The organism is Pseudomonas saponiphila (assembly GCF_900105185.1).
Classification (GTDB): Bacteria; Pseudomonadota; Gammaproteobacteria; order Pseudomonadales; family Pseudomonadaceae; genus Aquipseudomonas; species Aquipseudomonas saponiphila.
Genome location: NZ_FNTJ01000001.1, coordinates 1,911,279 through 1,937,500 on the forward strand (window position 1 = coordinate 1,911,279; position 26,222 = coordinate 1,937,500).

Annotated in this window: 20 protein-coding genes and 2 pseudogenes (1 of these 22 only partly in view); 9 read left to right on the forward strand and 13 right to left on the reverse strand. The window is 65.8% G+C overall.

Features of this window, described 5'->3' with window-relative positions; translation table 11 throughout:
• Window positions 1–2: 2 nt before the first annotated feature.
• Both BLV47_RS09110 and BLV47_RS09115 read left to right on the forward strand, forming a co-directional pair.
• Entirely contained in the window at window positions 3–668 is a 666-nt protein-coding gene (locus BLV47_RS09110; protein ID WP_092312373.1) for a methionine ABC transporter permease, read from the forward strand.
• Window positions 669–750: 82 nt separating this feature from the next.
• Complete coding sequence (locus BLV47_RS09115; RefSeq protein ID WP_092312376.1) at window positions 751–1,521, forward strand: MetQ/NlpA family ABC transporter substrate-binding protein; 771 nt, start codon at window positions 751–753, stop codon at window positions 1,519–1,521.
• A 182-nt stretch (window positions 1,522–1,703) separates the two neighbouring features.
• On the opposite strand, the gene BLV47_RS09120 is transcribed toward BLV47_RS09115, so the two are convergent.
• The 5 genes from BLV47_RS09120 to soxR all read right to left on the reverse strand — a co-directional run bounded on the left by BLV47_RS09120 (window position 1,704) and on the right by soxR (window position 12,476).
• Entirely contained in the window at window positions 1,704–3,038 is a 1,335-nt protein-coding gene (locus BLV47_RS09120) for a coiled-coil domain-containing protein (RefSeq protein WP_092312380.1), read from the reverse strand.
• On the reverse strand, window positions 3,035–9,352 hold the full coding sequence (locus BLV47_RS09125) for an AAA domain-containing protein (protein WP_092312383.1): 6,318 nt from the start codon (window positions 9,350–9,352) through the stop codon (window positions 3,035–3,037). Before BLV47_RS09125 ends, BLV47_RS09120 begins: the two co-directional genes overlap by 4 nt.
• A gap of 15 nt (window positions 9,353–9,367) precedes the next feature.
• The gene (locus BLV47_RS09130; protein WP_092312386.1) at window positions 9,368–10,012 is read right to left on the reverse strand and encodes a 4Fe-4S cluster-binding domain-containing protein; all 645 of its coding nucleotides are present in this window, start codon (window positions 10,010–10,012) and stop codon (window positions 9,368–9,370) included.
• Window positions 10,009–11,847: an AAA family ATPase gene (locus BLV47_RS09135; protein ID WP_092312389.1), complete on the reverse strand. Its 1,839-nt coding sequence runs from the start codon at window positions 11,845–11,847 to the stop codon at window positions 10,009–10,011. The genes BLV47_RS09130 and BLV47_RS09135 overlap by 4 nt, the downstream gene beginning before the upstream one ends.
• 155 nt (window positions 11,848–12,002) lie before the next feature.
• Window positions 12,003–12,476, reverse strand: a complete 474-nt coding sequence (soxR, locus tag BLV47_RS09140) for a redox-sensitive transcriptional activator SoxR (protein ID WP_092312392.1) — start codon at window positions 12,474–12,476, stop codon at window positions 12,003–12,005.
• Between the two features lie 110 nt (window positions 12,477–12,586).
• On the opposite strand from soxR, the gene BLV47_RS09145 reads away from it, so the two are divergent.
• Entirely contained in the window at window positions 12,587–12,952 is a 366-nt protein-coding gene (locus BLV47_RS09145) for an antibiotic biosynthesis monooxygenase (RefSeq protein WP_092312394.1), read from the forward strand.
• Here the strand turns inward: BLV47_RS09145 and BLV47_RS09150 are convergent.
• The 4 genes from BLV47_RS09150 to msuE form a co-directional block, all read right to left on the reverse strand.
• Window positions 12,949–14,073, reverse strand: a complete 1,125-nt coding sequence (locus tag BLV47_RS09150) for a sigma-54 interaction domain-containing protein (protein WP_371921014.1) — start codon at window positions 14,071–14,073, stop codon at window positions 12,949–12,951. The genes BLV47_RS09145 and BLV47_RS09150 overlap by 4 nt on opposite strands.
• Complete coding sequence (locus BLV47_RS09155; protein ID WP_092312400.1) at window positions 14,074–15,261, reverse strand: acyl-CoA dehydrogenase family protein; 1,188 nt, start codon at window positions 15,259–15,261, stop codon at window positions 14,074–14,076.
• A gap of 134 nt (window positions 15,262–15,395) precedes the next feature.
• Complete coding sequence (gene ssuD / locus BLV47_RS09160) at window positions 15,396–16,535, reverse strand: FMNH2-dependent alkanesulfonate monooxygenase (protein WP_092312403.1); 1,140 nt, start codon at window positions 16,533–16,535, stop codon at window positions 15,396–15,398.
• Window positions 16,536–16,544: 9 nt separating this feature from the next.
• Window positions 16,545–17,108, reverse strand: coding sequence for an FMN reductase (gene msuE, locus BLV47_RS09165; RefSeq protein WP_092312406.1), 564 nt, complete (start codon window positions 17,106–17,108; stop codon window positions 16,545–16,547).
• Between the two features lie 397 nt (window positions 17,109–17,505).
• On the opposite strand from msuE, the gene BLV47_RS09170 reads away from it, so the two are divergent.
• The 4 genes and pseudogenes from BLV47_RS09170 to BLV47_RS09185 all read left to right on the forward strand — a co-directional run.
• A complete protein-coding gene (locus BLV47_RS09170) occupies window positions 17,506–17,766 on the forward strand; it encodes a hypothetical protein (protein WP_092312409.1) in 261 nt (86 codons plus the stop codon).
• A gap of 103 nt (window positions 17,767–17,869) precedes the next feature.
• Window positions 17,870–18,484, forward strand: a complete 615-nt coding sequence (locus BLV47_RS09175; RefSeq protein ID WP_060840329.1) for a LysE family translocator — start codon at window positions 17,870–17,872, stop codon at window positions 18,482–18,484.
• 211 nt (window positions 18,485–18,695) lie between these two features.
• Window positions 18,696–19,865, forward strand: coding sequence for a cysteine desulfurase family protein (locus tag BLV47_RS09180; protein WP_092312412.1), 1,170 nt, complete (start codon window positions 18,696–18,698; stop codon window positions 19,863–19,865).
• Window positions 19,866–19,920: 55 nt separating this feature from the next.
• Window positions 19,921–20,973, forward strand: a pseudogene (locus BLV47_RS09185) (aminopeptidase P family N-terminal domain-containing protein); the annotation flags it as partial.
• Window positions 20,974–21,059: 86 nt separating this feature from the next.
• On the opposite strand, the gene istB reads toward BLV47_RS09185, so the two are convergent.
• Entirely contained in the window at window positions 21,060–21,809 is a 750-nt protein-coding gene (istB, locus tag BLV47_RS09190; RefSeq protein WP_062838242.1) for an IS21-like element IS1474 family helper ATPase IstB, read from the reverse strand.
• Entirely contained in the window at window positions 21,697–23,382 is a 1,686-nt protein-coding gene (gene istA, locus BLV47_RS09195) for an IS21 family transposase (RefSeq protein ID WP_062838241.1), read from the reverse strand. Before istA ends, istB begins: the two co-directional genes overlap by 113 nt.
• Window positions 23,383–23,596: 214 nt before the next feature.
• Here istA and BLV47_RS09200 point away from each other — a divergent pair.
• A pseudogene (locus tag BLV47_RS09200) lies at window positions 23,597–24,376 on the forward strand (M24B family metallopeptidase); the annotation flags it as partial.
• 79 nt (window positions 24,377–24,455) lie between these two features.
• Here the strand turns inward: BLV47_RS09200 and BLV47_RS09205 are convergent.
• Window positions 24,456–25,052 (reverse strand): 2-hydroxychromene-2-carboxylate isomerase, encoded by a 597-nt coding sequence (locus tag BLV47_RS09205; RefSeq protein ID WP_092312415.1) that lies wholly within the window; start codon window positions 25,050–25,052, stop codon window positions 24,456–24,458.
• A 35-nt stretch (window positions 25,053–25,087) separates the two neighbouring features.
• Complete coding sequence (locus BLV47_RS09210; protein WP_092312418.1) at window positions 25,088–25,828, reverse strand: SDR family oxidoreductase; 741 nt, start codon at window positions 25,826–25,828, stop codon at window positions 25,088–25,090.
• 92 nt (window positions 25,829–25,920) lie between these two features.
• Here BLV47_RS09210 and BLV47_RS09215 point away from each other — a divergent pair, with 92 nt between their 5' ends.
• Window positions 25,921–26,222 carry the 5' portion of a TetR/AcrR family transcriptional regulator gene (locus BLV47_RS09215; protein WP_092312421.1) on the forward strand. 268 nt of this gene lie beyond the right edge of the window, so the window shows 302 of its 570 coding nt (coding positions 1–302); the start codon lies at window positions 25,921–25,923; its stop codon lies off the right edge, out of view.

The following is a 26,222-nucleotide window of genomic DNA, read 5'->3' on the forward strand; positions in this document are numbered from 1 at the left end:
CCATGGCCGAATGGTTCAAGCACATCTACTGGGCTGATATCGCCCAGGCCTGTCTCGACACCCTGAGCATGCTCGGTGCGGCCCTGGGCTTCACCGTGCTGCTGGGGCTGCCCCTGGGCGTGCTGCTGTTTCTCACCGGCAAGCGCCAGTTGCATGAGGCCGTGGGCCTGTATCGGTTGCTGTCGGTGATCGTCAACGTGCTGCGCTCCTTGCCCTTCATCATCCTGCTGATCGTGCTGATTCCCCTGACCACCCTGCTGGTGGGCACCTCCCTCGGGGTGCCGGGGACCATCCCGCCGCTGGTGGTGGGCTGCACGCCGTTCTTTGCTCGGCTGGTGGAAACCGCCCTGCGGGAAGTCGACCACGGGGTGGTGGAAGCGACCCAGGCCATGGGCGGCAGCACCTGGCAGATCATCCGCCACACCCTGTTGCCCGAAGCCCGGGGCGGCCTGCTGGCGGCGGTCACGGTGACCGCCATCGTGCTGGTGGACTACACCGCCATGGCCGGGGTGATCGGTGGCGGCGGCCTTGGCGACCTGGCGATCCGTTACGGCTACCAGCGCTTCCAGACCGACGTGATGCTGGTCACCGTGATCCTCCTGCTGGTGCTGGTGCAGGCCCTGCAGATGACCGGCGACCGCCTGGTGGCGCACTACAGCCGACGTTGAATCCATTGCCTTGAACACAACCCAAAAAGCGGCCCTACGTGTGCCTCACGACGGCCATCTGCCTTTGCCTTAGGAGCAACCCATGAAAAAGACCCTGGCCGTACTGGCCGCCGTGCTGTCTCTGAGCGTCAATGCCAACGAAAAACTGCTGGTGGGCGCGACCCCGGTGCCCCACGCCGAGATCCTCGAATTCGTCAAACCCGAGTTGGCCAAGGAAGGCGTGGACCTGGACATCAAGGTCTTCACCGACTTTATCCAGCCCAATCAGCAACTGGCGCTGAAGAACCTCGACGCCAACTACTACCAGTACCGGCCGTTCCTCGATGACTTCAACAAGACCCGGCACACCAACCTGGTGCCGGTGGTGGGGGTGCACATCGAGCCCTTCGGTGCCTATTCCACCAAGATCAAGAACATCGCCGAGCTCAAGGACGGCGCCAGCGTGTCGATTCCCAACGACCCAGTGAACACCGGCCGGGCCCTGGTGCTGCTGCATGAAGCGGGGTTGATCAAGCTCAAGGACCCGAGCAACACCCTGGCCACCCAGCGCGATATCGTCGACAACCCCAAGCACCTGAAGATCCGTGAACTGGAAGGCGCCTTGCTGGCCCGTTCGGTGAGCCAGGTGGACCTGGCGTTCGTCTTCGCCAACTACGCCCTGGAAGCCGGCATCGACACCAACAGCGCGCTGATCGTGGAGAAGGGCAAGGATCTGTACATCGAATTCCTGGTGGCCCGTCCGGACAACATCGACGACCCGCGGATCCAGAAACTGGCCAAGGCGCTGAACTCCGACGCCGTGCGCCAATTCATCCTGAGCCGTTACAAAGGCCAGATCGCCCCCGGCTTCTAACCACCCGGCCCCCGCGGGGAAGGCGACTTGTAGGAGCTGGCTTGCCAGCGAAGAGGCCCATGAGATCGCCTTCGCCGGCAAGCCGGCCCCTACGGGGAGAGGAATTGTAGGAGCTGGCTTGCCAGCGAAGGGGGCCGCAAGATCGCCTTCGCCGCCAAGCTGGCCCCCACGCGGGAGGCGGATCAGGTGCGCTGGTGCGCCTGCTCGCGATCAGCTTGCTGGGCGTCATCCAGCAGCACTTCCTTGAGTGGCACGGCGCCGACGGCCAGGGCTTTTTCGATGCTCAGGTCGTCGCCCTGGGTGGCCAGCAGGGCTTGCAGTCGCTGGAACTCACCGCACCAAATGGTTTCGATGTCCTTGTCGCGTCGGGTATCGCGCTGGGCGCTGAGGGCGACCGCTCGTACCTGCAGGCGGCCGTTGTCGGCGTTGCCCCCGACTTCCACGCCGTATCCCGGGGTGGCGCTCTTGCGCAGCACCACCCGGCCATCCTTGGCCCAGGCGGTGGCCATGCCCTCGCGGACTTCGTAGCCCAGGCCGGCCAGGCCTTCGAGCACCGCCTGACGACGGGCCAGGGCGGCGCGCTGTTGCAACTCGGCTTCGATCAGCGCGCTGAAGCGGGCAATCAGCTCATCCACGGGCGCCATGTTGGCCAGGCTGCACTGTTCGGCCCGGGACAGCTCTGCCCCGGCGGCCGCCGGACACAAGCTCGCCACTTCGCTGGCCAGTGCCTGGAGGCGCGCCAGGCGTGCGCGGCGCTCCTGGCTGTCACGGGTGGCCTGAGCCAGTTCCAGCACCAGGCTGTCCAGCAACAGGTTGCGCTGTGGCGCGCGGGTTTCGGCGTCGATCAGGCGCAAGGCGGCCAGGTAGGGGTCGGCACTGGCCTGATCATCGAGGGTCAGCAACTGGGCAATGTGCTGCTCGATGCGTTCCAGCCTGGGTTCCTTTTGTTCATGGGCGGCGCGCCATTGGGCCAGGGTCTGGGGTGCGCTGTCGTCTTGCAGGCGTCGGGCCAGTTGTTGCTGGGCCTCGCTCAGGCCCGGCTCCTGGGCGACGGCGCCGAGGTGGGCGAACCCCTGGGCCAGGATCGACTCGACCGCCGCCACGGGCTGGCCTTCGGCAATCGCCTGCAACTGTTGCAGCCACTCGGCTGAAAGGGCTTTGCCTTGCAACGCCCCCAGCAGGGTGGCGGCGTTTTCCCGCTGACGGCGGGCCAGTTGGCGCTGTTGCGCGACCTGCTGCACGGCGCGTTGTTCCCGTTGTTGCAGATCGTCCTTGAGGAACTCGATTTCGATCGGCACCTGTTTCTGCAGATCCACCAGGCGATCGGCTTCGATCAATTGGCGCAACTGCTGGAGACGGCCGTGGGTCGCGGCCCGCTCCTGCTCGCTCAGTTGCCCCAGGCGTTGCGCCTGGGCTTCCCAGCGGGCAATCGCCTGCTCCAGGCGCCGCAGGTGACCGGCGCAGATGTCGAGGATTTCTTCACGGGTGACGATCCGCACCACTTTCGGGCCGCTCATGGGGTTTGCTCCGTGTCAGCCAGGGTTTGAGGTGGCGTTTGTGCTGCGCAGCCGGCCAGCGGTTGCAGGGCCTGTTCGATGGCGGCCTGCAGGCGTGCGCGTTCGTTGTGGGGGTCGTGGTACCAGGCCTGGGACGAGACTCGATGCAGGTGGGGAATGGCTCGGCGCAGTACCGACGGGCGCCAGATCTCCCGGGAGCGGGCGCGGGCCAGCAGCCCGTGGCGCGGGGTGTCGCATTCGATGCCCAGGGCGTAGAGCCCGGTATCGGGATGCTCGATGGCAAAGTCCAGGCCGAAGGCATCCCCTTCGTTGGCGCTGATCGGGTTCCAGCCCAGGGAGCGGATGAACGCCGCCACCGCCTGGGTGAATCCGTCGCCGTGGTCGTTGTGCCGGGCCCGGGTGTCCTGGCGCTCGGTGACCAGGCGCTGCAGCAGCTTGTGGCCGCTGGCGAACTCCCCGGCCGACAGGGCGCGGGCGTACTCCAGGTAGCCTTGCAGGTAGTCTCGCGGGCTGGCGGGCGGGCGCTGGGTGGTGAGCATGTCGGAGATGTCGGCAATCGGCATCGAGGTGATCATCACCACTTTGCGCCGGGCCCGGGTCACCGCCACATTGAGCCGGCGTTCGCCGCCGGTCTGCCCGAGCACCCCGAAATTGCGTCGGAAACTGCCTTGGCCGTTTCGCCCGAAGGTCGAGGAAAACACGATGATGTCGCGCTCGTCGCCCTGGACGTTCTCGACGTTCTTGACGAACACCGACATGTCTTCGCCGTCCTCGCTGCGTTCGCGTTCCTCGCTGTAGGCGGCACGAAACACCGGGTCCTGTTCGGCTCGCAGCTCCAGGTGCTCCTCGATCAGGTCGGCCTGCTTGCGGTTGAAGGTCACCACCCCCACCGACGGTCGCTCGGCGTAGGGCGTCTGCCACAGCTCGGCCAGGTAGTCGACCACCCGTTGCGCCTCCTCGGGGTTGACCTGCTGCTGGTAGACGCCGTCCACGCGGATCAGCTCCAGCGGCTTGATGGCGAGGATATTGGCCTCTGGGTGACGCACCGGAATGCTCAGCCGGTTGCCATAGAACGAGGCGTTGGAGAAACCGATCAGCTCGCGGTAGGCCGAGCGGTAGTGGATCTGCAGGGTGGTGGCGGGCAAGGCGCTGCGGGCCAGTTGCAGCAGGTCCGGGCAGTCCTTGATTTCGCGGCGGTTCCAGGTGTCTTCGAAGGCCTCGCGTTGTTCTTCGTCGGCGTCGGCATCGGGCTGGTCGCCGTCGAACAGTTCGGCCTCGTCGCTTTCCACCCGGCTGGAGAAGAAGGCGGTGGGCGGCATCTGCTTCTCGTCGCCGCTGACCACCGTGACCCGGCCCCGGTACAGGGTCGGCAGGGCGAATTCCACCGGCATCTGCGAGGCTTCGTCGTAGATCACGATATCGAACAGCCCGGGCTTGAGCGGCAGCACCCGGCTGGCCACGTCCGGGTTCATCAGCCATACCGGCCGCAGGCTCATCAGCCCAAGACCAGCGCCCATCTCCATGAATTCGCGCAAGCGGCGCGAACGCCGGCCGGTGAGGCGGGTCACGTCTTCCCACTGCTTGCGGGTGCCCAGGCGCGCGAGGTCGATGCCTTCGCTGAGCAGTTGGCGGTTGAGGCTGCGCATCTGGGTGTCGGCCTGCCCGAGGCTGGCGATCTTCGCCGCGGTTTCACTGTGCTCCAGCATCAGCTCGGGTTGGCGTTGTTCCATCTGGCGCTTCCAGCCCAGCCGCGCTTCGCGGTTGAGCATGCGCCGGACCACGGCCTCCAGCTGCTCGGCGGGAATGGCGTCGAGCGTTGTCTGGTATTCGCGCAGTATCTGCAGTAACTCCAGGTCGGCCGGTGACAGCTGGCCGGCCCGGGCGCGGAACGCCTGGTAGGCGCTCAGGGTCGGCAAGGCTTCGCGCAGGCGATTGAGGGCCGGCTGGTTGCCCTGGTTGTGCTCCACGCGCTGACGCAGTTGGCCCAGCAGCTCCGGTTGCAACCATGGATTGAGGCGCTGCAGGGCATTCAGGCTGTCCTGGCGCACGCTGTGGCGGATAAAGGCGGCGTCGTAACCGGCCAGCAGGCTGTCCAGGGGTTGCCGCTGGCCGGTCAGTACCACGGCGTCCAGCTGTTCCACCCGTGGCGCCTGCGCCAGGCTCATGGCCAGGACGCGCATTTCTTCCAGCTGCCCGAGGTCCTGGCGCACTTGCGGCAGCAGGTCCGGGCCGCAATCGTCGGCGATCTGCGCGAGGCCCAGTTGCTGATGCAGTTGCTGCAACTGGTTGCGCAAGGGCCGCCACTGGCTTTCCAGCAGGGCCGCCGCCAGCAGTGGCGGCAGGTGCTGCGGCTCGGCCGGGGCGCCCTGTTCGGCGAGGAAGGCCAGCAACCGGCGCTGGCGGATCAGGCGCAGCGGGTTCAGGCGCGCCAGCCAGGAGCGGCCCTGGATCACGGCGCGGGCGCGGTGCTGCAGGGTGCGCAACTGGGCCGCGGGCAGGGCGCTGAGGCCCGGCGCCAGATCGGCCTGATGGGCCGCCGCGTCGCATTGCTGCAGTTGTTGAGCCAGGGCTTGCAGGGTCTGGATCAGCCCATCGCCTTCGGCCGTCTGCCCCGGGTGGCCACGGAACAGCGGCAGCCAGCGCGCCAGCCGCTGGCGGCGTTCATCGTCCAGGCCCAGCAGGCTGTGCACGTGCTGTTCGAGCCAGGCGCGGTAGGGCGCCGGGTCGTCCACTTCAAAATCGGCCGGGTGCGCCTGCAGGGTTTCCAGGCGCTGTTCCTCGCAGCGCCACAGGCGTTCGAAGCCGTCGTTGAAGGCTTGCAGGGTGGCGGCATCGGTGGGGAACGGCTGGAGCTGGGCCAGGGCGCTCTGTTCATAGCGGGCCGGCAGCCACAGGCGGATCAGCGGCGCGCAGGCTTCTTCCAGGCGCGTCAGGTCGGCGATGCCCAGGGCCGCCAGGTGCTGGCGCAGTACCGCAACGTCCAGTGGCGCAGGCCCCTGTTCCAGGCCGATCAGCTCGCCGATCAGCTGGCGGTAGCTCAAGCCGCAGTGTTCATCGACGCGGTGCAGGCTCTGGTGGAAGCGATCCAGCTCGCCCTCCAGGGCCTCGATGCGTGCCGCCAGGCGCTCGCGCTGGTGCAGCCAGGGCTGCTGGGCGGCATCGTCCTTGAACAGGGCTTCGAGCTGTTCGCGGACACTGCGGATCACCGGTTCGCGGTCGCGGTTGATGTCGTTGAGCATCACCACCCGGTTGCCCAGGCCCTCGGCCACCAGGCGCTTGTGCACCACCTCCAGGGCCGCGTGCTTCTGGCAGACGATCAGCAGGCTGCGCTGGCGACCGATGGCGTCGGCCACCATGTTGACGATGGTCTGGCTCTTGCCGGTGCCGGGCGGCCCTTCCACCAGCAGCCCGGGCGCCTGGCGCGCCTGGAGCACCGCGGCTTCCTGGGACGGATCGCTGGCCACGGTAAAGAAGCGTTGCAGCTCCGGCGCGGGCGCTGCGGCCGGGCTGTCGCCGCCGTCCTGCTCCGTCGGGTTCAGGCGCAGGGCGGTTTCCAATCCGGTGCCGCCGGGCGGCAGGGCCTTGAGCTGGCGCAGGTCCTCGCCAATGGCCTGGCCGATGAAGGCGACGTGGAACAGCACGGCGGCGCAGGCCAGTTGATCCTGGTAGGGCGGCACCTCGGTGCTGGCCGGCGGCAGGTTGCCCAGTACCCGGGAACCCGGCGTGGCCAGCATGCCGAAGGCGTCCATGACATCGGCAGCCTTGAGCGCCGAGCGTCCCAGCAGTTCGTCGGCGGCCTTGCGCCAGAGCTTGGCGGGCTCGATACCCAGCAGGGTGTCGAGGCCCGGGTTGAGGCGCACCTCTTCACGCTCGCTGTCGAAGACCAGGGCCACCTTGCCGCGGCTGCCGACTTCCAGCAGCAGCTTGACCGGCCACAGCAGCAAGGGCGCGATGCGGGTGCGGGTGGTGCCTCGCGGGTCCCGGGTCAGGAGGAAGGGGAAGCCCAGGTACAGGCCGTCGATCCCGGTGTCGCGCTGGTACAGCGAACTCTGGCGGTACAGGCTGTTGAGCCGCGCATCCAGCAGTGGATTCTCGGCGAAGCACGCCGGGTCGAGGTGGATGGGCTGGGCGTTGCGCGCCACCAGATGATCCAGCAGCGCCGGGGCCGGGCTGCGTTCGCCGTGCAATTCGTTGAGGTCGACCCGGGCGGTGGTCTTGCCGATGCTCATGCGCACCAGCGGGCCGCGCAGCACCCCGCTGGCGACCTTCTTCTCGAAGAAGTCGAGGATCTGCGCAACGTAATGCTGCTTTTGCGGTTCCAGCCACTGTTCGGCACCGATGGCTAGCAGCACCAGGGCCTTGGCCAGGGGCATGCGCCGTTCCAGGCGGAACTGCTCGGCCCACTCGTCGACGCTGGGCACGCCGCAGCGGGCGAAGCCGCTGATGCGTTCGTCGACCTCCCGGTACAAGACCGGGCGCGGCAGCCCCAGCAGGGTGCGGGCGCTATCGGCATCGAAGCTCAGGACTACGGCCTCGCAGGCCAGGGTGGTGGCTTCTTCGAGGATGGCGTCCACCGCGCGGAACTGGCCGATGGCGGCGCTGAGCAGCACGATCAGGTCTTCTTCACTGATGGTGCGCCGGTCGGCCAGGGACAGGATGCCGTGGTGCTCGCTGTCCGGCAGCAGACGCTGACGTGCTTCCCATAGCGCGGCCAGATGGGCTCGGGAGCTGGAGAGCAGGTAGATGCGCAACTGCTCCTCGTCCAGTTCGATGGCCTGGTGCTGGGCGCGTTGGCGCACCTGTTCGGCCCGCAGCTTGAGCCGCGACAGCCAGTGTTCGCTCTCCAGGCGTTCCAGCAGGTCCGGGGCCGGGCCGCTGATCAACCGGTAGCCGTCCAGGGGATGTTCCAGCAGCCAGCCCGGGGTGACGATCTGGCCGCGCAGGATCAGCGGCATTTCCGGGTTCAGCAGCTTCAGCGCCAGCATCAGCCGGGTATCGTCTTCCAGCTCCTGGTGCTGGGCTACCTGACGCAGGCCGGCCAGGTGGCGGGCGGACACCCCGGCCTGTTCGGCCCAGGTGACGATCACCCCGCGCAACAGGTGATCCAGGGCCTGGGGCCAATGCTCGGCTTCGGCGGCGGCCAGGGCGAACGGTCCCGGGCGGCGGAAGCGCCGGGTGCCCAGGGCAATGCTGGCGCCTTCGTCGGCGTCCTCTTCGCGGGTGATCGAGTCCGGGACGCGGGGGCTTTCGCCCTGCAGCCAGGCCTGAACCTGGGGCCATTGCCAGCGCTGGTGGCGATCCCGCGCCAGCAGGCCGCGCAGCAGCAGCTCCAGGCGCGGGTCGAGGTCCTCCGGCAGCAGCACGCCATTGGCCAGCACGTGAATCAGGTAGGCGTTGGCGTTGATCCCGGCAAAGCACTGGCCCTGGGTCAGTTGCTCCAGCAGGATCATCCCCAGGCTCCACCAGTCGGAAGCCGCGGCCACGCCGCCGGCGATGGCTTCGGGGGCCATGTAGCGGCTGGTTTCCAGAGGCGAGACGATGTCCAGGTCGAACTCGGACAGGCGCGCCGAGCCGAAGCCGCTGATCACCAGGTCCAGGGGCTCGCGGCTGCGCACCAGCAAAGTGGCCGGACGCAGGTCGCGGTGGCGCAGGCCGGCTTCACTGAACGCATGCAGGGCCTGGCCCAGTTCACTGACGATGTGCTGTACCGCCGCCCGATCGCTGACCACGATTCCCAGCTCGGCCAGGGTGCCGCCGGTGAGCTCCTCGGCCACTTCGAAGGCGCGTTCGTCCCAGCGGCCGGTGAGGATGATCTCCGGCACGTGTTCCCGGGGCAGGCGCTTGAGGGCTTCGTACACCGAAGGGTCGGGTTCGGCGCCGGCCTGGTAGAGGGTCAGCACCGCCTGCTGGGCGGTTTCACGGTGCTCGGCGATAAAGCGCTCGCGCACGCCGCCGCTGCTGATCTGCCGCAGCAGGCGCCAACCCTCGATCACGGTTTCGCTGTCGGCGGCGGGGGCTGTGGCGGCAGCGGGTTGCTCCGCGGCAAGCGGGTCGGCGCCGCAGACCAGGCACATCAGGTCGCCGTCGGCCATGGCGTGGCCGTTGCTGCAGGCCAGGGTTGAGCTGCCGTGCGCTGCGACCTCGGGCTGGGGCTCCAGTGCTTCGGCGGTGATCACCGGCTGCGGGCGCCAGCCCTCGGGGTGAATCGCTTCGGCGGACAGTTCCCAGCCGCAGACCCGGTGGTCCACCTGGCCTTCGCAGAAGATTTCGGCCAGGGAGCGTTCAGTCTGGCAATTGGGGCAAAAACGTATCATCGGTGGCGGTTCCGGTTAACGGCGGCGTGAGGTGTGGGCGCTGGTCTGGAGTTGGTGGCCCTGGGCGTGCAGCAGGTCGCGCAGACGCAGCAGGTCGTCACGCCGGGGGATGCCAGCCATCCAGACACTGCCGTCGTCGTCGAACATCACATCCAGCGCGCGCTCGTCTTGGTGCAGCGGGCGCTGGTAGCTGGACAGACGCTGGCGGCCCAGCTCGGTCAAGAGGATCAGGCGCTGGTTGTCGCTGCCCCGTAGGACCAGCGTTTGCGCCTGTTGTTGCTCGAAGGGGTCGCAGATCAGTGCATCCAGCAGGCCTTCGGCTTGTTCAAGCAGCGGTTGCAGGCGTTCCAGGGAATGGCCGCTGTAGACCAGGATGTCCACCGCGGTGCGTTCGCGCAGGGCGCGCAGCAGGGCCAGCAGGGCCTCGGGCTGGTCGAAGGGCTCGCCGCCGGACAGGGTGATGCCTTCGGCCTGGGCCAGCCAGGGTTGCAGGTCGTCCAGCACCTGGGGCAACGGCAATGGCTGCTTGCCCGGGCCCCAGGTGTCCGCGGAAATGCAGCCTTCGCAACGAATGCTGCAGCCCTGGAACCAAAGGCCCAGGCGCTGTCCCGGCCCCAGGGTGGTGACCGGGAAGTGCACCCGCGACAGGCTGATGTTCACGAAGCGCGGGCAAGCAATTGCAGGCTGCCGGCCTGCAACTGGCGGACTTCGAAGGACTGGCCGGGCTGGGCGTCCTGGTCGAACAGGGCCCGGGCCAGGGGGTTGAGCAGGTGCGCTTCCAGCTGGTTGCGAATGCCCCGGCCACCGTTGGACAGGTCTTGCAGACACAGCTGGCGCAGGTTGCCCAGAGAGGCGTCATCGAGCTGCACGTGCAGGGCCTGGGCCGCCAGGTCGGCGAGGATGTTGCCGACCATCTGCTGGAAGATCTGCTCGGCGATGTCCGGGCGGATGAAGTCGAAGACGATGATGTTCTCGCCGATGCGGTTGAGGATTTCCGGTCGATTGAGCACCAGCTTGAAGTGCCGCTCGATCTCCCCCTGGACCTTGCCCTGCACGGCCTCGAAGGCTTCGCCGGGCTGCACGTTGGCGACGCGTTCGCCGTGCTCGCCCTGGCGGTAGATGCCCAGGTTGGAAGTGAAGACGATCAGCGCCTCGGAGAAGTACACCCGATCGCCGCGGCCGGAAGTGAGTACTCCGTCGTCGAGGATCTGCAGGAACTTGTCGAGGATTCGTGGGTGAGCCTTTTCGATCTCGTCGAACAGCACCACGCTGAAGGGCTTTTCGCGGATGGCGTTGGTCAGTTCGCCGCCCACGTCATAGCCGACGTAGCCGGGCGGGGCGCCCACCAGGCGCTGGTCGGCGTGTTCGGCGCTGAATTCCGACATATCGAAGCGGATGTATGCGCTTTCGTCACCAAACAGCAGGCTGGTGATGGTCTTGGCCAGTTCCGTTTTGCCGACCCCGGTGGGCCCGGCGAGAAAGGCCACGCCCCGGGGACGATTGCCCTTGCGGCTGGCGCCGACTCCGGTCATGGCGCGCTTGACGATGTCCAGCATGTGGGTCACGGCGTGGCCCTGGCCCTTGACCCGCTGGCGGATGAAATCATCGGCCTGGCGGATGCGCTGGCGGTCGATCTTCAGCCAGGGGTCTTCGGTGACCCCGACCTTATAGCGGCGCACGGCGTCGCCGATGCGCTCCATGGCCAGGCCTTCGACCCGGGCCAGTTGCACGATTGCATTGAGGTCGAGCAGCAGCAGGCCTTCGGTATTTTCGACGAAGGCCCGCACCGCCTGGTCGCGGTTCTCTTGGCTGGCTTCCTGGGCCCCGGGCAGGCCCCGCAGCAGCGCCGGCGCCAGCGCCTGGCGGGCCTGCTGGTCGGGTTTGGACACCGGAATCGGGCGCAGGCGCGGGTTGTCGATCAGCAGCCAATCGGGCAGGTCGCCTTCCTTCTCCACCACCCAGAGGATGCTGTTGAAGAACGGCGTGCGCTGTTCCCCGGCTGGCCGGCTGCGGGCCTGATGGGACAGCACCAGGGCCTGGGTGAACAGCTGGTGCTCGGCGGCGCTCAGGGCGTCGTTGCGGATCACCAGGCGGGAGGCGAAATCGACAATCAGGGCCAGGGGCGCGCCTTGGCGTTCCACCAGGCGCGGCAAGGTGGCGCACAACAGGTCGAGGCCCGCTGGCGCCGCGCCTTCCACCGGGGTCAGCCCCAGTTCGCGCAGCAGGTTGTCGGCCTGGGCCGGCTCGCTGCCCGGGGGCAGCAGCACCCGCAGCCCGCCGAGGGGATCCCAGCTCAGCACCTGGGCATAACCGGCCGCCAGCAGTTCGTCGCGCAGATTGAGATTGAAGGGTTGGGGTGTGATGACCCCGGGGGCGACTTCGCTGGCTTGCAGGTCGCGGACGTTGCCGGACAGTACGAACTGGCTTTTCAGAGGGAGAAAGCGCAGCAGATCACGCAGCCAGCGTGGCTTTTCGAAAGAGGCAGTCCTTGGCATGGAAGCGAAGCTCGTCGTAGGAAGCAGGACGCGACATTAGCATAGGGAAGTTTTTTCTTACGATGCTCTACGGGTTTTCTGACCTGTCGCCGCAGGGTTGCACGCGGGCTTGCCGACGAAGGGGCATGAGATCGCCTTCGCCGGCAAGCCGGCTCCTACGGGGTGTCGGTGGGGGCGTCGGGCGCCAGCAGGCGGGCGCCTGGGCCGGCTTCTCCCAGCACGTCTCCCTGGTTGCGCAGCGGGCAACCTTCCATGGACAGGCAACCGCAACCAATGCACTGGTTCAGTCGTTCGCGCAACAGGCTCAGTTGGCGGATGCGTTCGTCCAGTTCGCGGCTCCACTGCTCCGACAGGCGCTGCCAGTCGGCGGCGCTGGGGGCGCGGTCGGCGGGCAGGCTGGCCAGGGCCTGGCCGATCTCCGCCAGGGGAATGCCCAGACGCTGGGCCACTTTGATCAAGGACACGCGACGCAGCACCGAGCGCGGATAGCGCCGCTGGTTGCCGGCGTTGCGGTTGCTCTTGATCAGTCCTTTGCTTTCGTAGAAGTGCAGCGCGGTCACGGCCACGCCGCTGCGGGCCGAGAGCTGGCCGACCGTCAATTCTTTATGGAGGGCGTCGGGTTCGATCATTGAAAGGGCACCAGAATGAAAAAACAGGCTTGACCTTGACTTAACTAGAGGTTTTACCCTGCCGCCCATTGCATCGCAAGATTCTGTCCGACCGCCGTAGGGAGTAGTTCATGAGCGCCTTCGAGAGAAACCGCAGTTTCACCCAATTGATCGAATTCGAGATCGAACCCCGCCAGCAGCAGGCTCTGGTATCGGCTCTGGTCGAGCAGACGGAGCGTCTGGCCCAGGGCTGTGGTGGCTTTTTGAATGCCAGCGTGCAGGCCAGCGACGATGGCCGGCGGGTGCTCAATTACCTGCAATGGCAATCCCGGGAGGCCGGCGAGGCGGCCTTCCGGCGCTTCGAGAGCGGCGAGCAGGATTTCTGGCAGTTGATCCTGACGCATCGGGCCAAGACCGTGAGCTTCGGTTCATTCCAGGTGCACAGCAGCATTGCCCGCAGCCATGACGATGCCTTGCACTGCCACTTGCCGGACTAGATCGACAGTTGCAGGGTGCGCTCGTTGGGCGCATCGACGGGACGCCGTTTGTTCACCGCCAGTTCGCCGATCTTGATCAGCCGGGTGCGGGTGACGTTGCGGCTCAGGCCCAGCAGGTTGGCGGTGTGGACCTGGTTGTAGTGGCTGAAGCGATAGGCCGCGCGCAGCAGGGCGTCCTCGACTTTTTCGTGCAGGGCGCCGGCCTGTTCCTCGAAGAGCTTGTGGAAGGCCCGCTCCAGCAGGGCTTCGGTGGAATCGTCGTGGCTCGGCTGGCTGTCGTCGGCGCGTTCGATGCGCATGTGGGACAGGCGCAGGTCGCCCTGTTCGATCACGCCGTTGCGGCAGATCAGCAGGGTGTGGTGGATGACGTTTTCCAGTTCGCGGATGTTGCCCGGCCAGCTGTAGCTCTTGAGTTTGTGTTCGGCCTCCTTGCTGATGCTGATGCTGCCGTAGCCCAGGCGCTGGCTGTAGGCCTCGATGAAGTGCCGGGTCAGGGGCAGGATGTCGCCGGGACGCTCGCGCAGCGGGCTCAGTTCCAGGCTGACCACGTCCAGGCGGTAGTACAGGTCCTCGCGAAAATGCCCGGCGTTGATGGCCTTTTCCAGCTGGACGTTGGTGGCCGCCAGCACCCGCACGTCGATGGGGATGCTTTTGCGCGAGCCCAGGCGCACCACTTCCCGTTCTTGCAGCACTCGCAGCAGCTTGACCTGGATGGCCATGGGCAAATCGCCGATCTCGTCGAGGAACAGGGTGCCGCCGTCGGCCTCCTCGAACCAGCCGGCCTTGGCGCTGAGGGCGCCGGTGAAGGCGCCTTTTTCATGGCCGAACAGTTCGGCTTCCACCAGGGATTCGGAAAACGCGCCGCAGTTCACTGCCACGAACGGCCGGTTGCGCCGGGCGCTGAGGTTGTGGATATGGCGTGCCACCAGCTCTTTGCCGGTCCCGGTTTCACCGATGATCAGCACGCTGGCTTCGCTCGGTGCCACCTGTTGCAGGTGGGCCAGCAGGGCCTGGGATTTCGGGTCCTCGAACACCTGGGCGGTGGCGCGGATCGAGGTCGCCAGGGCGGGCGAGGGGGGTAGGGTCAGCAGCTGCATCGGCACTCTCCGGAAAATTGGCAACTAGGAGTAGAAAGTCGGGGTTGGCAGGGACTGGTTCAGTGCCCAGTCGCCCAGCTCGTGGAGCTTGTAGTCCAGCGGGTCGTGCAGGGTCTGGGTGCGCAGGTTGCGCCAGTGGCGGTCCAGGCGCAGGGAGGCATGGGTCGAGCGCGCACCGGTGACTTCGAACAGCCGGCTGCACAGGTCCAGGCCCTGGCGGCTGGCGGCGACCTTGGCGGTGGCGATTGCCGTGGCCAGGTGCCCGCGCTCTTCGGCGCTGAGGTTGGGGCCCTTGGCCCAGGCCTGGTCCAGCAGGGCGGCGGCCCGTTCCACCAACAGGCGGATACCTTCCAGGGCGACCCAGAACTCGCCGTAGTGGCTGAGGATGTAAGGGTCCTGGCGCACGTCCTGGGCGCTGGACTTATGCCAGACCCGGGTTTCGCTCAGGGTGTACTGCCGGGCTTCCTCGAAGGCGCCTTCGGCGATACCGAGGAACATGTGGGTGAAGGTCAGTTGGGCGATCAGCGGGCGCAGGCAGGCGAAGGGGGTGCTCAAGGGGCCCGGGTCCAGCAGCAGTTCCGATTCCTCGACCCGCACCCGTTCGAAGGTGGCGCTGCCGCTGTCGGTCTGGCGCTGGCCCATGTTGTTCCAGTCGTTGTGCAGGGTGATGCCGCTGCGACCGCTGGGGATGGCGGCGATCAGCAACTTGCCGCCGTTGCTTTCATCCACCGCCGAGGCGATGAGCATTTCCGAGTCGCTGGCCCCGGAGCAGAAGCTTTTCTTCCCGGAAAACTCGCGCCAGCCGCCGAGCTTCTTGACCAGGGTGCGGGTGTCCAGCGGGTTCAGGGCGTTGCCCCAGAACCAGTTCTTGCGGGCGGTCTGCTCGAACCAGGGCTGCCATTGCTCGGGCTTGGCGAACAGGCGCACGGTGGCCAGCATCAGGTGATGGAAGCCGAAGACATGGGCGATGGAACTGTCGACCTTGGCGAATTCGCGGACGATGTTCAGGGTTTCGCTCCAGGGCGCGCCCAGGCCGCCGAACTGGCGGGGAATGCTCAGGGCCAACAGGCCGCTCTGGCGCAGGGCGTCGCGTTCGGCCTTGGGGGTGCCGCCGCGCTCGTCGCGTTCGACGGCGGTCAGGGCAAACTCGGCGGCCAGTTGGCGGGCGGTCTGCAAGGGGGACAACAGGGCGCTTTGCGGTTTGGCAGTCACGCGGTGTTCCTCGTGGGTGGCCGTTTGTGGCGGCCGGAAAAGGTGCTGCGAGTTGCAGGAGCTGGCTTGCCAGCGAAGAGGGCTGGAAGGTCGCCTTCGCCGGCAAGCCGGCTCCTACAACGGCTTTGGGGATTTCAGCGGCGGTTGGGCAGCACGTCGTTGGCGATCATTTCGCCGAACGGTCCGGTGAGGTTGGTCACGCCCCGGCCGGCCAGGCTGGCATAGGGTTCGGGCAACAGCGGGAACACCAGTTCGGCGAAGCGATAGGCCTCTTCCAGGTGCGGGTAGCCGGAGAAGATGAAGCTCTCGATCCCCAGGTCGGCGTATTCCTTGATCCGTTCGGCCACTTGTTGCGGGTTGCCCACCAGGGCGGTGCCGGCACCGCCACGCACCAGGCCGACCCCGGCCCAGAGGTTGGGGGCGATCTGCAGTTGATCGCGTCGCCCGCCGTGCAGCGCGGCCATGCGCCGCTGGCCTTCGGAGTCGAAGCGGGCGAAGGATTGCTGGGCGGCGGCGATGGTTTCGTCGCTGATGTGTTCGATCAGCTTGTCCGCGGCTTGCCAGGCTTGTTCCTCGGTTTCGCGCACGATCACGTGCAGGCGGATGCCGAACTTCACCGTGCGGCCCTTGCGGGCTGCGCGTTCACGCACGTCGGCAAGCTTCTGTGCCACGGCTGCCGGTGGTTCGCCCCAGGTCAGGTAGACGTCCACCTGATCGGCGGCCAGTTCGTGGGCGGCTTCGGAGGAGCCGCCGAAGTACAGCGGCGGGTAGGGCTTCTGCACCGGTGGGTAGAGCGCCTTGGCGTTCTGTACGTGCAGGTGCTTGCCTTCGAAGTCCACGGCTTCGCCCTGCAGCACCCGGCGCCAGATCTGCAGGAATTCGTCGGTGACTTCGTAGCGCTCGCTGTGGCTGAGGAAGCTGCCGTCGCCACGGTTTTCGTCCGGGTCGCCGCCGGTCACCACATTGATCAGCAGGCGCCCGTTGGACAGCCGGTCCAGGGTGGCGGCCATGCGCGCCGAGACGGTGGGGGAAATGATCCCCGGACGGATCGCCACCAGGTAGCGCAGGCGTTCGGTCAGGGGCACCAGGGCCGAGGCGATGACCCAGGAGTCCTCGCAGGAGCGCCCGGTGGGAATCAGCACGCCGTGATAGCCCAGGCTGTCGGCGGCCTGGGCCACTTGCTTGAGGTAGTTGAGGGTGACCGGGCGCGCGCCCTGGGCGGTGCCGAGGAAGTGGCCATCGCCGTGGGTCGGAAGAAACCAGAACACATCCATGACAGTTCCTTAAGCGATTTTCAGCAGGTTGTTCGGTTGCGCGCCAAACAGCGGCGCAGCCCGTTCGGCAGCCAGCTGGATGCGGGCTTTGAGCAGTTCGCTGGTGATCTGGTAGTTGCTGAAGTCGGCTTCGGTGGCGTAGACGCCGATCGGCAGGGTCAGGGCCTGGAAGAAGCTGAACAGCGGACGCAGTTGGTGATCCAGGACCAGGGCGTGGCGTTCGCTGCCACCGGTGGCGGCCAGCAGCACCGGGGTGTTGATCAGGGCGTTGAGATCGATCAGGTCGAACAGGTGCTTGAGCAGGCCCGGATAGGAGCCGCGGTAAACCGGGGCGGCAACGATCAGCAGGTCGGCGTTTTCGATGGCTTGCAGCTCGGCTTCGACCTCGGCCGGCAGTTCCTGGCGCGACAGGGCGCCGCCCACTGGACGGGCGATATCGCCCAGTTCGATCAGGTGGCTGTTGATGGGCAGGTGGTTGGACAGCTCGCTCAACAGGGCCTGGGTCAGCACCAGGGTCCGGGACGGGCGCCAGGTTCCACCGGAGAGGGCAACGACGTTCAGGGGACGGGACATGATCGGTTCCTTTTTAAACAGTGGCTCAACGAGCAATGACAGGTGTACCTGCACTGGAGCAAGAGCTGTACCAACCGGCCAGGGCCCGGTAATCCGGGGGCTTGGCGGGCTGTGCCGGCGCTGGCTGTTGTTGTTCGGGCACTGTTTTGTTGATCGGCTGTTGCCTGGCCAACAGTTGCTCCGGCAACAGTTGGGCAACGGGATGTCGCTGTTATAAAGGCTTGTTGTTATTCCTCAAAAGAGCTTGTTTCCATATTTATAGGTTGTTATGGAATAAGAACGGGCTGTCCGAGCCCCTGGAAAAGTCGATAGCGACTATCGAGCGGGATGATTTTTGCCACTGACGGTGCGCGAGTAGCCTGTGTTCATTGTTCGCAACCCGCTTCAGGTGCACGTCATGAAGGCTTACTCCGTTGTTCTGCTGCTGTTGATTTCCAGTGTGCTGGCCGGTTGTGCCAGCGCGGGCGCGCCGGAATTGCGCCCTTACACGGCCGAGGAAAGTCGCGAGCTGGCGCTGGAAGCCTTGAACCGGCGTGGTCTGTCGTTCGATGCGTACCAGCAGGAAAAAGCCCGGCTGCTGGCGCGCCCTGCAGCGTTCGACCGTCAGGGCGAGATGAGCGCCCAGCGCAATATCAGTCGTCACCAACCGGCCAGTTGATAAAAACTGTACGGGTCAAAGTTTTCAACAACTGTCCGTGAGTTCCGGGTCGGTGCCGGGTTAGGGTCGAGGCTTGATCGATCTAGCCCAGGACCTTGCCCCCATGAGCCTCTCCCCCGACCTGCTGTTGGCGTTCGCGCTGTTTGCCCTGGTCACGTCCATCACCCCCGGCCCCAACAACACCATGTTGCTGGCCTCGGGCCTGAACTTCGGTTTCAACCGCTCTATCCCGCATATCCTCGGCATCAGCTGTGGTTTCTTCGTGCTGGTGCTGGCGGTCGGCCTGGGCCTGGGGGCGGTGTTCGAGGCCTATCCGGTGCTGTACCGCGTGCTGCGTTATGTCGGTGCGGCCTACCTGCTGTACCTGGCGTGGAACATCGCCCGCTCCGGGCCCATGAACGACGATCAGCGGGGCCAGGGGCAGCCTTTGGGTTATTGGGGCGCGGCGGCCTTTCAGTGGGTCAATCCCAAGGCCTGGGTCATGGCGGTGGGCGCCATCAGCACCTACACCCCCTTGCAGGGCTATTTCACCAATGTGCTGGTGATTGCGGCGGTCTTCGCCCTGATCAACGCGCCGACGGTGAGCCTCTGGGCGGCCTGCGGCAGCCTGTTGCGCAATGTGTTGCGCAATCCGCGCTGGCTGCGCCTGTTCAATCTGGCCATGGCCGGCCTGCTGGTGATTTCCCTGGCGCCGCTGGTGCTGGAGAACATCAGTTGAGCGGTGCTTCAACGCGTTGCCCCGAGCCTGTTAAGCTGCGCCCCAGGAGCGTTCCTACGCACTTTTAGACGAAGTTGTGCTTCTTTAACTGCATCCGATCGGCTATTGCTCAGCGCCTGCTGTTGACGCGCCGTCCCTGTACGGCGCGTTTGTGCATGCTGCTCTTTGAGCCAATGCCGATCCTGGAACCAGCTCTGCGGGTCTTTCTGTCATGAACAAACGTCCTCTTTATTTCGACTATGCCGCTACCACGCCGGTGGATGAGCGGGTCATTCAGGTGATGCTGGAGTGCCTGGGGTTCAACGCCAACTTTGGCAACCCGGCCTCCAGTTCCCATGCTTTTGGCCAGGCGGCGCGACGCAGCGTCGAACATGCCCGGCAACAAGTGGCGCAGTTGGTGGGCGCCCAGCCCGAGCAGATCGTCTGGACGTCCGGCGCCACCGAATCCAACAACCTGGCGCTCAAGGGCGTGCTACAGGCTCGGGGGGTGGAAGGCGGGCACATCATCACCAGCCAGATCGAGCACAAGGCCGTGCTGGACACCGCTCGCCAGTTGCAGGAAAGCGGTGTGGCGGTGACCTACCTGCTGCCCGATGCGCAGGGGTTGATCAGCGCCCAGGCGGTGAGCGAGGCCCTGAGGGATGACACCATTCTGGTGTCGCTGATGCTGGTCAACAACGAATTGGGCACCCTCAACGACATTCCGGCGATTGGCCAGGTGGTGCGTGAGCATGGCGCCCTGTTGCATGTGGACGCGGCTCAGGGCGTGGGCAAGGTGGCCATTGATCTTGAGCGTTGGCCGGTGGATCTGATGTCGTTTTCGGCGCACAAGGTGTACGGCCCCAAGGGCATTGGTGCGCTGTATGTCGGAGCGCGGGCGCAGCGACGCTTGCAGGCGCAGATCCATGGTGGCGGGCATGAGGGCGGTTTGCGTTCCGGCACCCTGGCCACTCACCAGATCGCCGCCATGGGGGCGGCCTTTGCCCTGGCCGGCGAGTTGTTCGACGAGGAAACCGCCACCATCGTGCGCTTGCGCCAACGCCTGCTGGAGCAACTGGCGGGGGTGGCCGGCCTGCGCTTGAATGGCAGTGCCACCCAGCGCATTCCCCATACCCTGAGCTTGACGTTCAGCGAGGGGGGCTTTGACGCCGCGGCGTTGAGTGCGTCCCTGGCGTTTTCCGCGACTTCGGCCTGCAACTCGGCCAGCAATGCCCCGTCCCATGTGCTGCTGGCCCTGGGGCATGACCCGTTGCAGGCCGGTCGCACCATTCGCCTGAGTCTCGGACGCTTCACCCGCGAAGAGGACGTGGATCGCGCTGCACAATTGATCAAGGCGTCATGCGCCACTGCTCCGGCATTCTGGGCCGGAGCCCAGTCTTGAGGGGCGAGCGATCTCGACCTTCCATAACAATGATTAAGCCGGTTAAGGAGTCACAATGAGTACCCAGCCAACGTCCCATGGAGTGGTCCCCCAGCGCCTGGCGCATGTGCGTCAGTTGATGAGCCGCGAGGGCATTCATGCCTTGCTGGTGCCTTCGGCCGATCCGCATCTGTCGGAGTACCTGCCGGGTTACTGGCAGGGGCGCCAGTGGCTGTCGGGCTTCCACGGCTCGGTGGGCACCCTGATCGTGACGGCGCAGTTCGCCGGGCTCTGGGCCGACAGCCGTTACTGGGAACAGGCGAGCAAGGAACTCAAGGGCAGCGGCATTGATCTGGTGAAGTTGCAGCCGGGTCAGCCCGGCCCTCTGGACTGGCTGGCGGAACAGACCCCGTCAGGCGCGGTGGTGGCGGTGGACGGCGCGGTCATGGCGCTGGCCTCGGCCCGTACCCTGGGTAGCCGGTTGCAGGAACGCGGGGCCAGCTTGCGCACCGACATCGATCTGCTGCAGCAGGCGTGGAGCGATCGTCCTGGCCTGCCGGATCAACCGGTCTATCCACACTTGCCGCCCCAGGCCACGCAGAGCCGGGTGGAGAAGCTGGCCAAGCTGCGCGAAACCCTGAGCGAACGTGGCGCGCAGTGGCATTTCATCGCCACCCTCGATGACATCGCCTGGCTGTTCAACCTGCGGGGGGCGGATGTTTCGTTCAACCCGGTGTTTGTCTCTTTCGCCCTGATCAGCCAGCAGCAGGCCACTTTGTTCGTGGCCTTGAGCAAGGTCGACCCGCAGTTGCGCGGGGTGCTGGAGGCCGACGGCGTCAGCCTGCGGGATTACACGGAGGTGGCGGCGGCCTTGGCCGCTGTGCCTGAAGGCGCGACGTTGCAGATCGACCCGGCGCGGGTGACCACTGGTTTGCTGAACAACTTGCGTTCGGGGGTGACGCTGGTGGAGGGGCTCAATCCCACCACCCTAGCCAAGTCGCGCAAGAGCCCGGCGGATGCCGAGCATATTCGTCGGGCCATGGAGCAGGACGGCGCGGCGCTGTGTGAGTTCTTTGCCTGGCTGGAGAGTGCCCTGGGGCGCGAGCGAGTCACCGAACTGACTGCGGATTTCGGTGAACGTGACCGAGCGTTTCGCTAATACGTGACCGGTGCTTCCACCCCGGTTGCGCGGGTTCTGGATTGTAATCGCATCGGTCACGATGCGGCTTGTTCCTCGGCTTTTTTTCGGCGCAGCGACTCGCCTTTCATCGTCAGTCGGTAGGCGTTGTGCACCAGGCGGTCGAGGATGGCATCGGCCAGGGTCGGGTCGTTGATCCAGCCGTGCCAGTGCTCGATGGGCAGTTGGCTCGTCAGGATGGTGGAGCGGCTGCCAGCGCGGTCGTCGATCACCTCCAGCAGGTCATGCCGGGCTCCTTCCTCCAGCGGGGCTAGCGCCCAGTCGTCCAGCACCAGGACGTCGACCTTTGCCAGCTGTTGCAGGGTACGGCCGAAGCTGCCGTCGCCATGAGCGATGCGCAGTTGTTCCAGCAGGCGCGGGGTGCGCAGGTACAGGGTGCTATAGCCCTGGCGGCAGGCCTGGTTGCCCAGGGCGCAGGCCAGCCAGGTTTTGCCGGCACCGGTCGGGCCGGTCAGCAGCAGGTTGTGCTGCTGGCGGATCCAGTCGCCACTGGCCAGGGTGGCGATCAGACGCTCGTCCAGGGCGCGTCCGGTGCGGCGGTCGAGATCTTCCAGGCAGGCGTTGGCGTACTTGAGCTTGGCCTTCTTGCGCAGCCGTACCAGGCGCTGGTTGTCACGCCAGGCCAGTTCGCGGTCGAGCAGTAGGCCGAGGCGTTCATCGAAGCTCAGGCTGTGGCTGGCCGGCAGCGTCCATTGCTCTTCCAGGGCGCGGGCCATGCCGTCCAGGCGTAGCTGGTGCAGTTGATTCAGGGTGTGTTGCGGCATCATCGAACAGCTCCTGTTGCGGGGGTTGGTAGTAGTCGGCGCCACGGACGTTCTCGTGGTCGCCGGGTAAGGTCGTTTCGGCGGCACGCTGGGGCAGCGGCTGTTGATCCAGGCCTTGCTGGAGCAGGTTGCGCACGCTGCGCCCGGTGAAGGCGCGCAGGTGTACGGCACGTTCGGCAGCGGCTTCCAGGCGTGCATTGCCATAGCGCCGGGCCAGCGAGAGCAGGCCGAGGCAGGCGCGGTAGCCCATCTCCGGGTGCGGCTTGTGGGTCAGTTGGTGATCGATCAGTTGGCGCGTGTAGGGGCCGATCCGCGCGCCCCAGTCGAGCAGGCGTTGTGGCGTCCATTCGCGATGCGCCTGGTGCGCCGCGGGCATGTGCTCGCGCTGGGTACTGTAAGCGCCGCGTCGCCCCAGCAGCAGGTGGCTGGCCACCCGCCGGTTGCCATGCAGCACTTCCAGGGTGTGTGCCGTCAGTCGCACGTCCACGTTCTGCCGGGCCAGGGCGGAGGGCACGCTGTAGAAGCTGCCATTGACCTCGATGTGGTAGTCGATGCTGACCTTGCAGCGCTTGAAGGTGGCGACCTCGTAGGGATGCACCGGCAGCGCTCGCAAGGCCGGGCGATCCAGGCGCTCGAACCAGTCGCGCCGGCAGCCATCGAGCCGCTTGAACGGGCGCCGATTCAGATCCTCCAGCAGCTCGGCGATGGCCTGGTTAAGCGCATGCAGGCTGAAGAACTGCCGATGGCGCAGCCGCGCCATGATCCAGCGCTCGACCACCTGCACCGCCACCTCGGCCTTGGCCTTGTCCTGAGGCTTGCGTGGCCGTGCCGGCAGGATCACCGTCTGGTAATGACGCGCGCACTCCAGCGTGGCCCGGTTCAGGCCCGGCTCGTAGCGATCCGGCTGGGCGACCAGGGCGCGCGGATTGTCCGGCACAACCATTTCCGGCACGCCGCCAAAGTAGGTCAGAGCCTGGCCCAGCGAGGTCAGCCAGTCCACCTGGGTTTCGCCTGGCGTCGCGCAGGCATAGGTGTAATTCGAGGCGCCCAGGGCGGCGACGAAGATGTGCGCCCGGCGCACTTCGCCGGTGGCCGGGTCGACCACCGGCAGCGTCGGCCCGGCATAGTCGATGAATAGCTTCTCGCCCGCACGGTGCAGCTGACGCATCGAACGTTTGAGCGTCTGGGCGTAGCGCCGGTAGTGCTCGACGAACTGGGTGTAGCGGTAGGTCGGCTGGCCCGCATGCGCGGCGAGATATTCCTCCCACAGCAGCTGCAAGGTCACGCCCTTGCGTCGCAACTCGCGGTGGATGCTCAGCACATCGGGCAGCACTCGCTCACCGCGCGGCTTGTTCGTCGACGTCGGTGCAAACAAGGCGGCCGCCAGCGCGGCCTCGTCCATGGCCACCAGCGCCGGCCAGTCCAGCCCGGCCACCCGCGCCGCCGCGATGTACTTGCTAACCACGCCCTTGGACAGCTGCAAGGCACGGGCAATCTTCTCGTGGGACAAGCCGGCCTCAAACTTGAGGCGCAGACATTCTTTGATGTTTCGCATGGCTACTCGCGGCGCCGCCATCTTCCTCTCCCGAAATCGGTCGAGGATGGCGGCGCATCAGGTCATGCGCAACGAAGGGGAAGGCTTTCGCTAAGTCGTGACCGGCGATTTCGGTAAGCCGTGACCACCTGTTTCGGAACAGGCGGAAAATCGGTCACGTTGCTACCGAAATGAGCGGTCACGCGTTAGCGAAATGACCGGTCACGATCAACCGAAACGGCCGGTCACGGTGCTCCGAAATCCGCAACTGACCATTGATGAGCACCTGACTGCCGCTCGTGAACGGCGTCCGGGCTATGTGTCTCTGAGCTTCAATACCATCGCGGCCTTCAATGCCAACGGGGCGATGCCTCACTACCACGCCACTCCTGAAGAACATGCAGTGATCGAGGGCGATGGCCTGCTGCTGATCGACTCTGGCGGTCAGTACCTGGGGGGCACCACCGACATTACTCGCATGGTGCCGATCGGCACCCCGAGCGCCGAGCAGAAGCGCGATTGCACCCGGGTGCTCAAGGGCGTGATCGCCTTGTCGCGGGCGCAGTTTCCGCGGGGCATTCTTTCGCCGTTGCTGGATGCCATCGCCCGGGCGCCGATCTGGGCCGAGGGCGTGGATTACGGACACGGCACCGGGCATGGCGTGGGCTACTTCCTCAATGTGCATGAAGGGCCGCAGGTGATCGCCTATCAGGCGGCTCCAGCGCCGCAAACGGCGATGCAGCCGGGGATGATCACTTCCATCGAGCCGGGGACCTATCGTCCCGGGCGTTGGGGGGTACGAATCGAGAACCTGGCGTTGAACCGCGAGATCGGTACCACCGAGTTTGGTGAGTTCCTCGGTTTTGAAACCCTGACCCTGTGCCCGATCGACAGCCGTTGCCTGGAACCCGGACTGCTCACCCAGGAGGAGCGGGACTGGTTCAACGGCTATCACGATGAAGTGCGTCGGCGTCTTGCCCCGCTGCTGGAAGGCGCCGCGCTGGAGTGGTTGAACCTGCGCACCGCGCCGATCTGAAGGATTGAAGGAAGGCCTCAGCCATGCAATGTGGTTGAGGCCGCAGTCCCTGTCCGTCGCGGCTGACGGGCGCGGCTTTTCAGCCCGCGCTCAAGGCCTCTCGGACAAAATCCAGGCGGTCCTGGCCGAAGAACAATTGGTCCCCCACGAACATGCTGGGGGCGCCGAAGACACCCCGTTGCAATGCCTGGTCGGTCTGGTCCTTGAGCCGGGCCTTGACCTGTTCTTCATTGCTCAGGTCGAGGATCTGCTGTGGGTCGAAACCGCCTTGCTCCAGCACCTGGGTGACGGTGGTGGCGTCGTTCAGGTTGCGTTTGTCGACCCAGAGGGCACGAAACAGGCAGTCGATGAATTCGACGAAGCGTTCCGGCATGTGCAACTGCACGCCGGTCACGGCACGCATCAGTAGCAGGGTATTGATGGGGAAGTGCGGGTTGAAGTTGAGTTCAACCTGATAGCGCCGGGCAAATCGCGCCAGGTCCTGCAGCATGTAGCGGCCCTTGGCGGGAATGCTGATGGGGGAGGCGTTGCCGGTGCTTTTGAAGACTCCGCCCAGCAGCATGGGGTGGTACTCCAGTTGACTGCCGGTCTGGGCGCAGATGTTCGGCAGTTGGGTATAGGCCAGGTAGCTGGTCGGGCTGCCAAGGTCGAAGAAGAACTCCACTTTCTGGCTCATGTCGTGAACTCTCTGATTGTTGTGGGGGCAGTGGCTTACCAGCGTTCGTTCCAGGGGCGCAGGTCCAGCTCGAAGGTCCAGGCATCCCTGGGCTGGCTGTGCAGGTACCAGTAGTTCTCGGCGATGTGTTCGGGGTTGAGGATGCCGTCCTGGTCCTTGAGGGCGTACTTCTCGGGAAAGCTGGTGCGGATGAAATCGGTATCGATGGCGCCGTCGACGATGATATGGCCGACATGGATGTTCAGCGGCCCCAGTTCTCGGGCCATGCTCTGGGCCAGGGCGCGGATACCGTGCTTGGCACCGGCGAAGGCGGCGAAACCGGCGGCGCCGCGGACCCCGGCGGTGGCGCCAGTGAACAGGATGGTGCCGCGTTGGCGCGTCACCATGCGCTTGGCCACTTCGCGGGCATTGAGAAAGCCGGAGAAACAGGCCATCTCCCAGATCTTGAAGTACTTGCGGGCGGTTTCCTCAAGGATGCTGCAGGGTACGTTGGCGCCGATGTTGAAGATGAATGCTTCGATGGGGCCGATCTGGGTTTCGATCTGTTCGATCAGTGCGACCACGTCCTCTTCCTTGCGCGCGTCGCAGGCAAAGCCATGGGCCTGGCCGCCGGTTTGCCGGATGGCTTCCACCAGCGGTTGCAGTTTGTCTGCGCTGCGTCGAGTGACGCAGGCGGTGAAGCCTTGCGCGGCAAAACGCTTGGCGATGGCGCTGCCGGTAGCATCGCCGGCGCCGACCACCAGTACCACTTTGTTGTTGTTCGGGGCTGTAGTCATGGGAGGTTCGCTCTTTAGTAAACGGTCGTTAACTAAACGGACGTTATGCTACGATTTTGCGGTCGTCAAGCCAGCAGGAGAGTGCTTCAGTCATGCGTTATTCAGCCAGTCATAAGCAGGAAACCCGCGAACGCCTGTTGCAGAGCAGTGCAATCCAGGCCAAGAACGAGGGTTTTTCCACCGTCGGTGTGGATGCGTTGATGAAGGCCATTGGTCTGAGTGGCGGGGCTTTTTACACTCACTTCGGGTCCAAGGATGAGCTGTTCGGTTCTATCGTCGAGCGCGAGTTGAGCCAGAGCCTGGAGCGTCTGGGAGGGGAGGGCCGGCAGAATCGGGATAAATTGCGCCGCTGCCTGAAGCAATACTTGAGCGTGGCGCATCTGCAGCAGCCGGG

Bases quoted from the DNA above. Each gene is read 5' to 3' on its own strand.
- BLV47_RS09110 (WP_092312373.1), top strand. From the start codon at position 3: ATGGCCGAATGGTTCAAGCACATCTACTGGGCTGATATCGCCCAGGCC.
- BLV47_RS09115 (WP_092312376.1), top strand. From the start codon at position 751: ATGAAAAAGACCCTGGCCGTACTGGCCGCCGTGCTGTCTCTGAGCGTC.
- BLV47_RS09120 (WP_092312380.1), bottom strand. From the start codon at position 3,038: ATGAGCGGCCCGAAAGTGGTGCGGATCGTCACCCGTGAAGAAATCCTC.
- BLV47_RS09125 (WP_092312383.1), bottom strand. From the start codon at position 9,352: ATGATACGTTTTTGCCCCAATTGCCAGACTGAACGCTCCCTGGCCGAA.
- BLV47_RS09135 (WP_092312389.1), bottom strand. From the start codon at position 11,847: ATGCCAAGGACTGCCTCTTTCGAAAAGCCACGCTGGCTGCGTGATCTG.
- soxR (WP_092312392.1), bottom strand. From the start codon at position 12,476: ATGATCGAACCCGACGCCCTCCATAAAGAATTGACGGTCGGCCAGCTC.
- BLV47_RS09145 (WP_092312394.1), top strand. From the start codon at position 12,587: ATGAGCGCCTTCGAGAGAAACCGCAGTTTCACCCAATTGATCGAATTC.
- ssuD (WP_092312403.1), bottom strand. From the start codon at position 16,535: ATGGATGTGTTCTGGTTTCTTCCGACCCACGGCGATGGCCACTTCCTC.
- msuE (WP_092312406.1), bottom strand. From the start codon at position 17,108: ATGTCCCGTCCCCTGAACGTCGTTGCCCTCTCCGGTGGAACCTGGCGC.
- BLV47_RS09170 (WP_092312409.1), top strand. From the start codon at position 17,506: ATGAAGGCTTACTCCGTTGTTCTGCTGCTGTTGATTTCCAGTGTGCTG.
- BLV47_RS09175 (WP_060840329.1), top strand. From the start codon at position 17,870: ATGAGCCTCTCCCCCGACCTGCTGTTGGCGTTCGCGCTGTTTGCCCTG.
- BLV47_RS09180 (WP_092312412.1), top strand. From the start codon at position 18,696: ATGAACAAACGTCCTCTTTATTTCGACTATGCCGCTACCACGCCGGTG.
- istB (WP_062838242.1), bottom strand. From the start codon at position 21,809: ATGATGCCGCAACACACCCTGAATCAACTGCACCAGCTACGCCTGGAC.
- istA (WP_062838241.1), bottom strand. From the start codon at position 23,382: ATGGCGGCGCCGCGAGTAGCCATGCGAAACATCAAAGAATGTCTGCGC.
- BLV47_RS09205 (WP_092312415.1), bottom strand. From the start codon at position 25,052: ATGAGCCAGAAAGTGGAGTTCTTCTTCGACCTTGGCAGCCCGACCAGC.
- BLV47_RS09210 (WP_092312418.1), bottom strand. From the start codon at position 25,828: ATGACTACAGCCCCGAACAACAACAAAGTGGTACTGGTGGTCGGCGCC.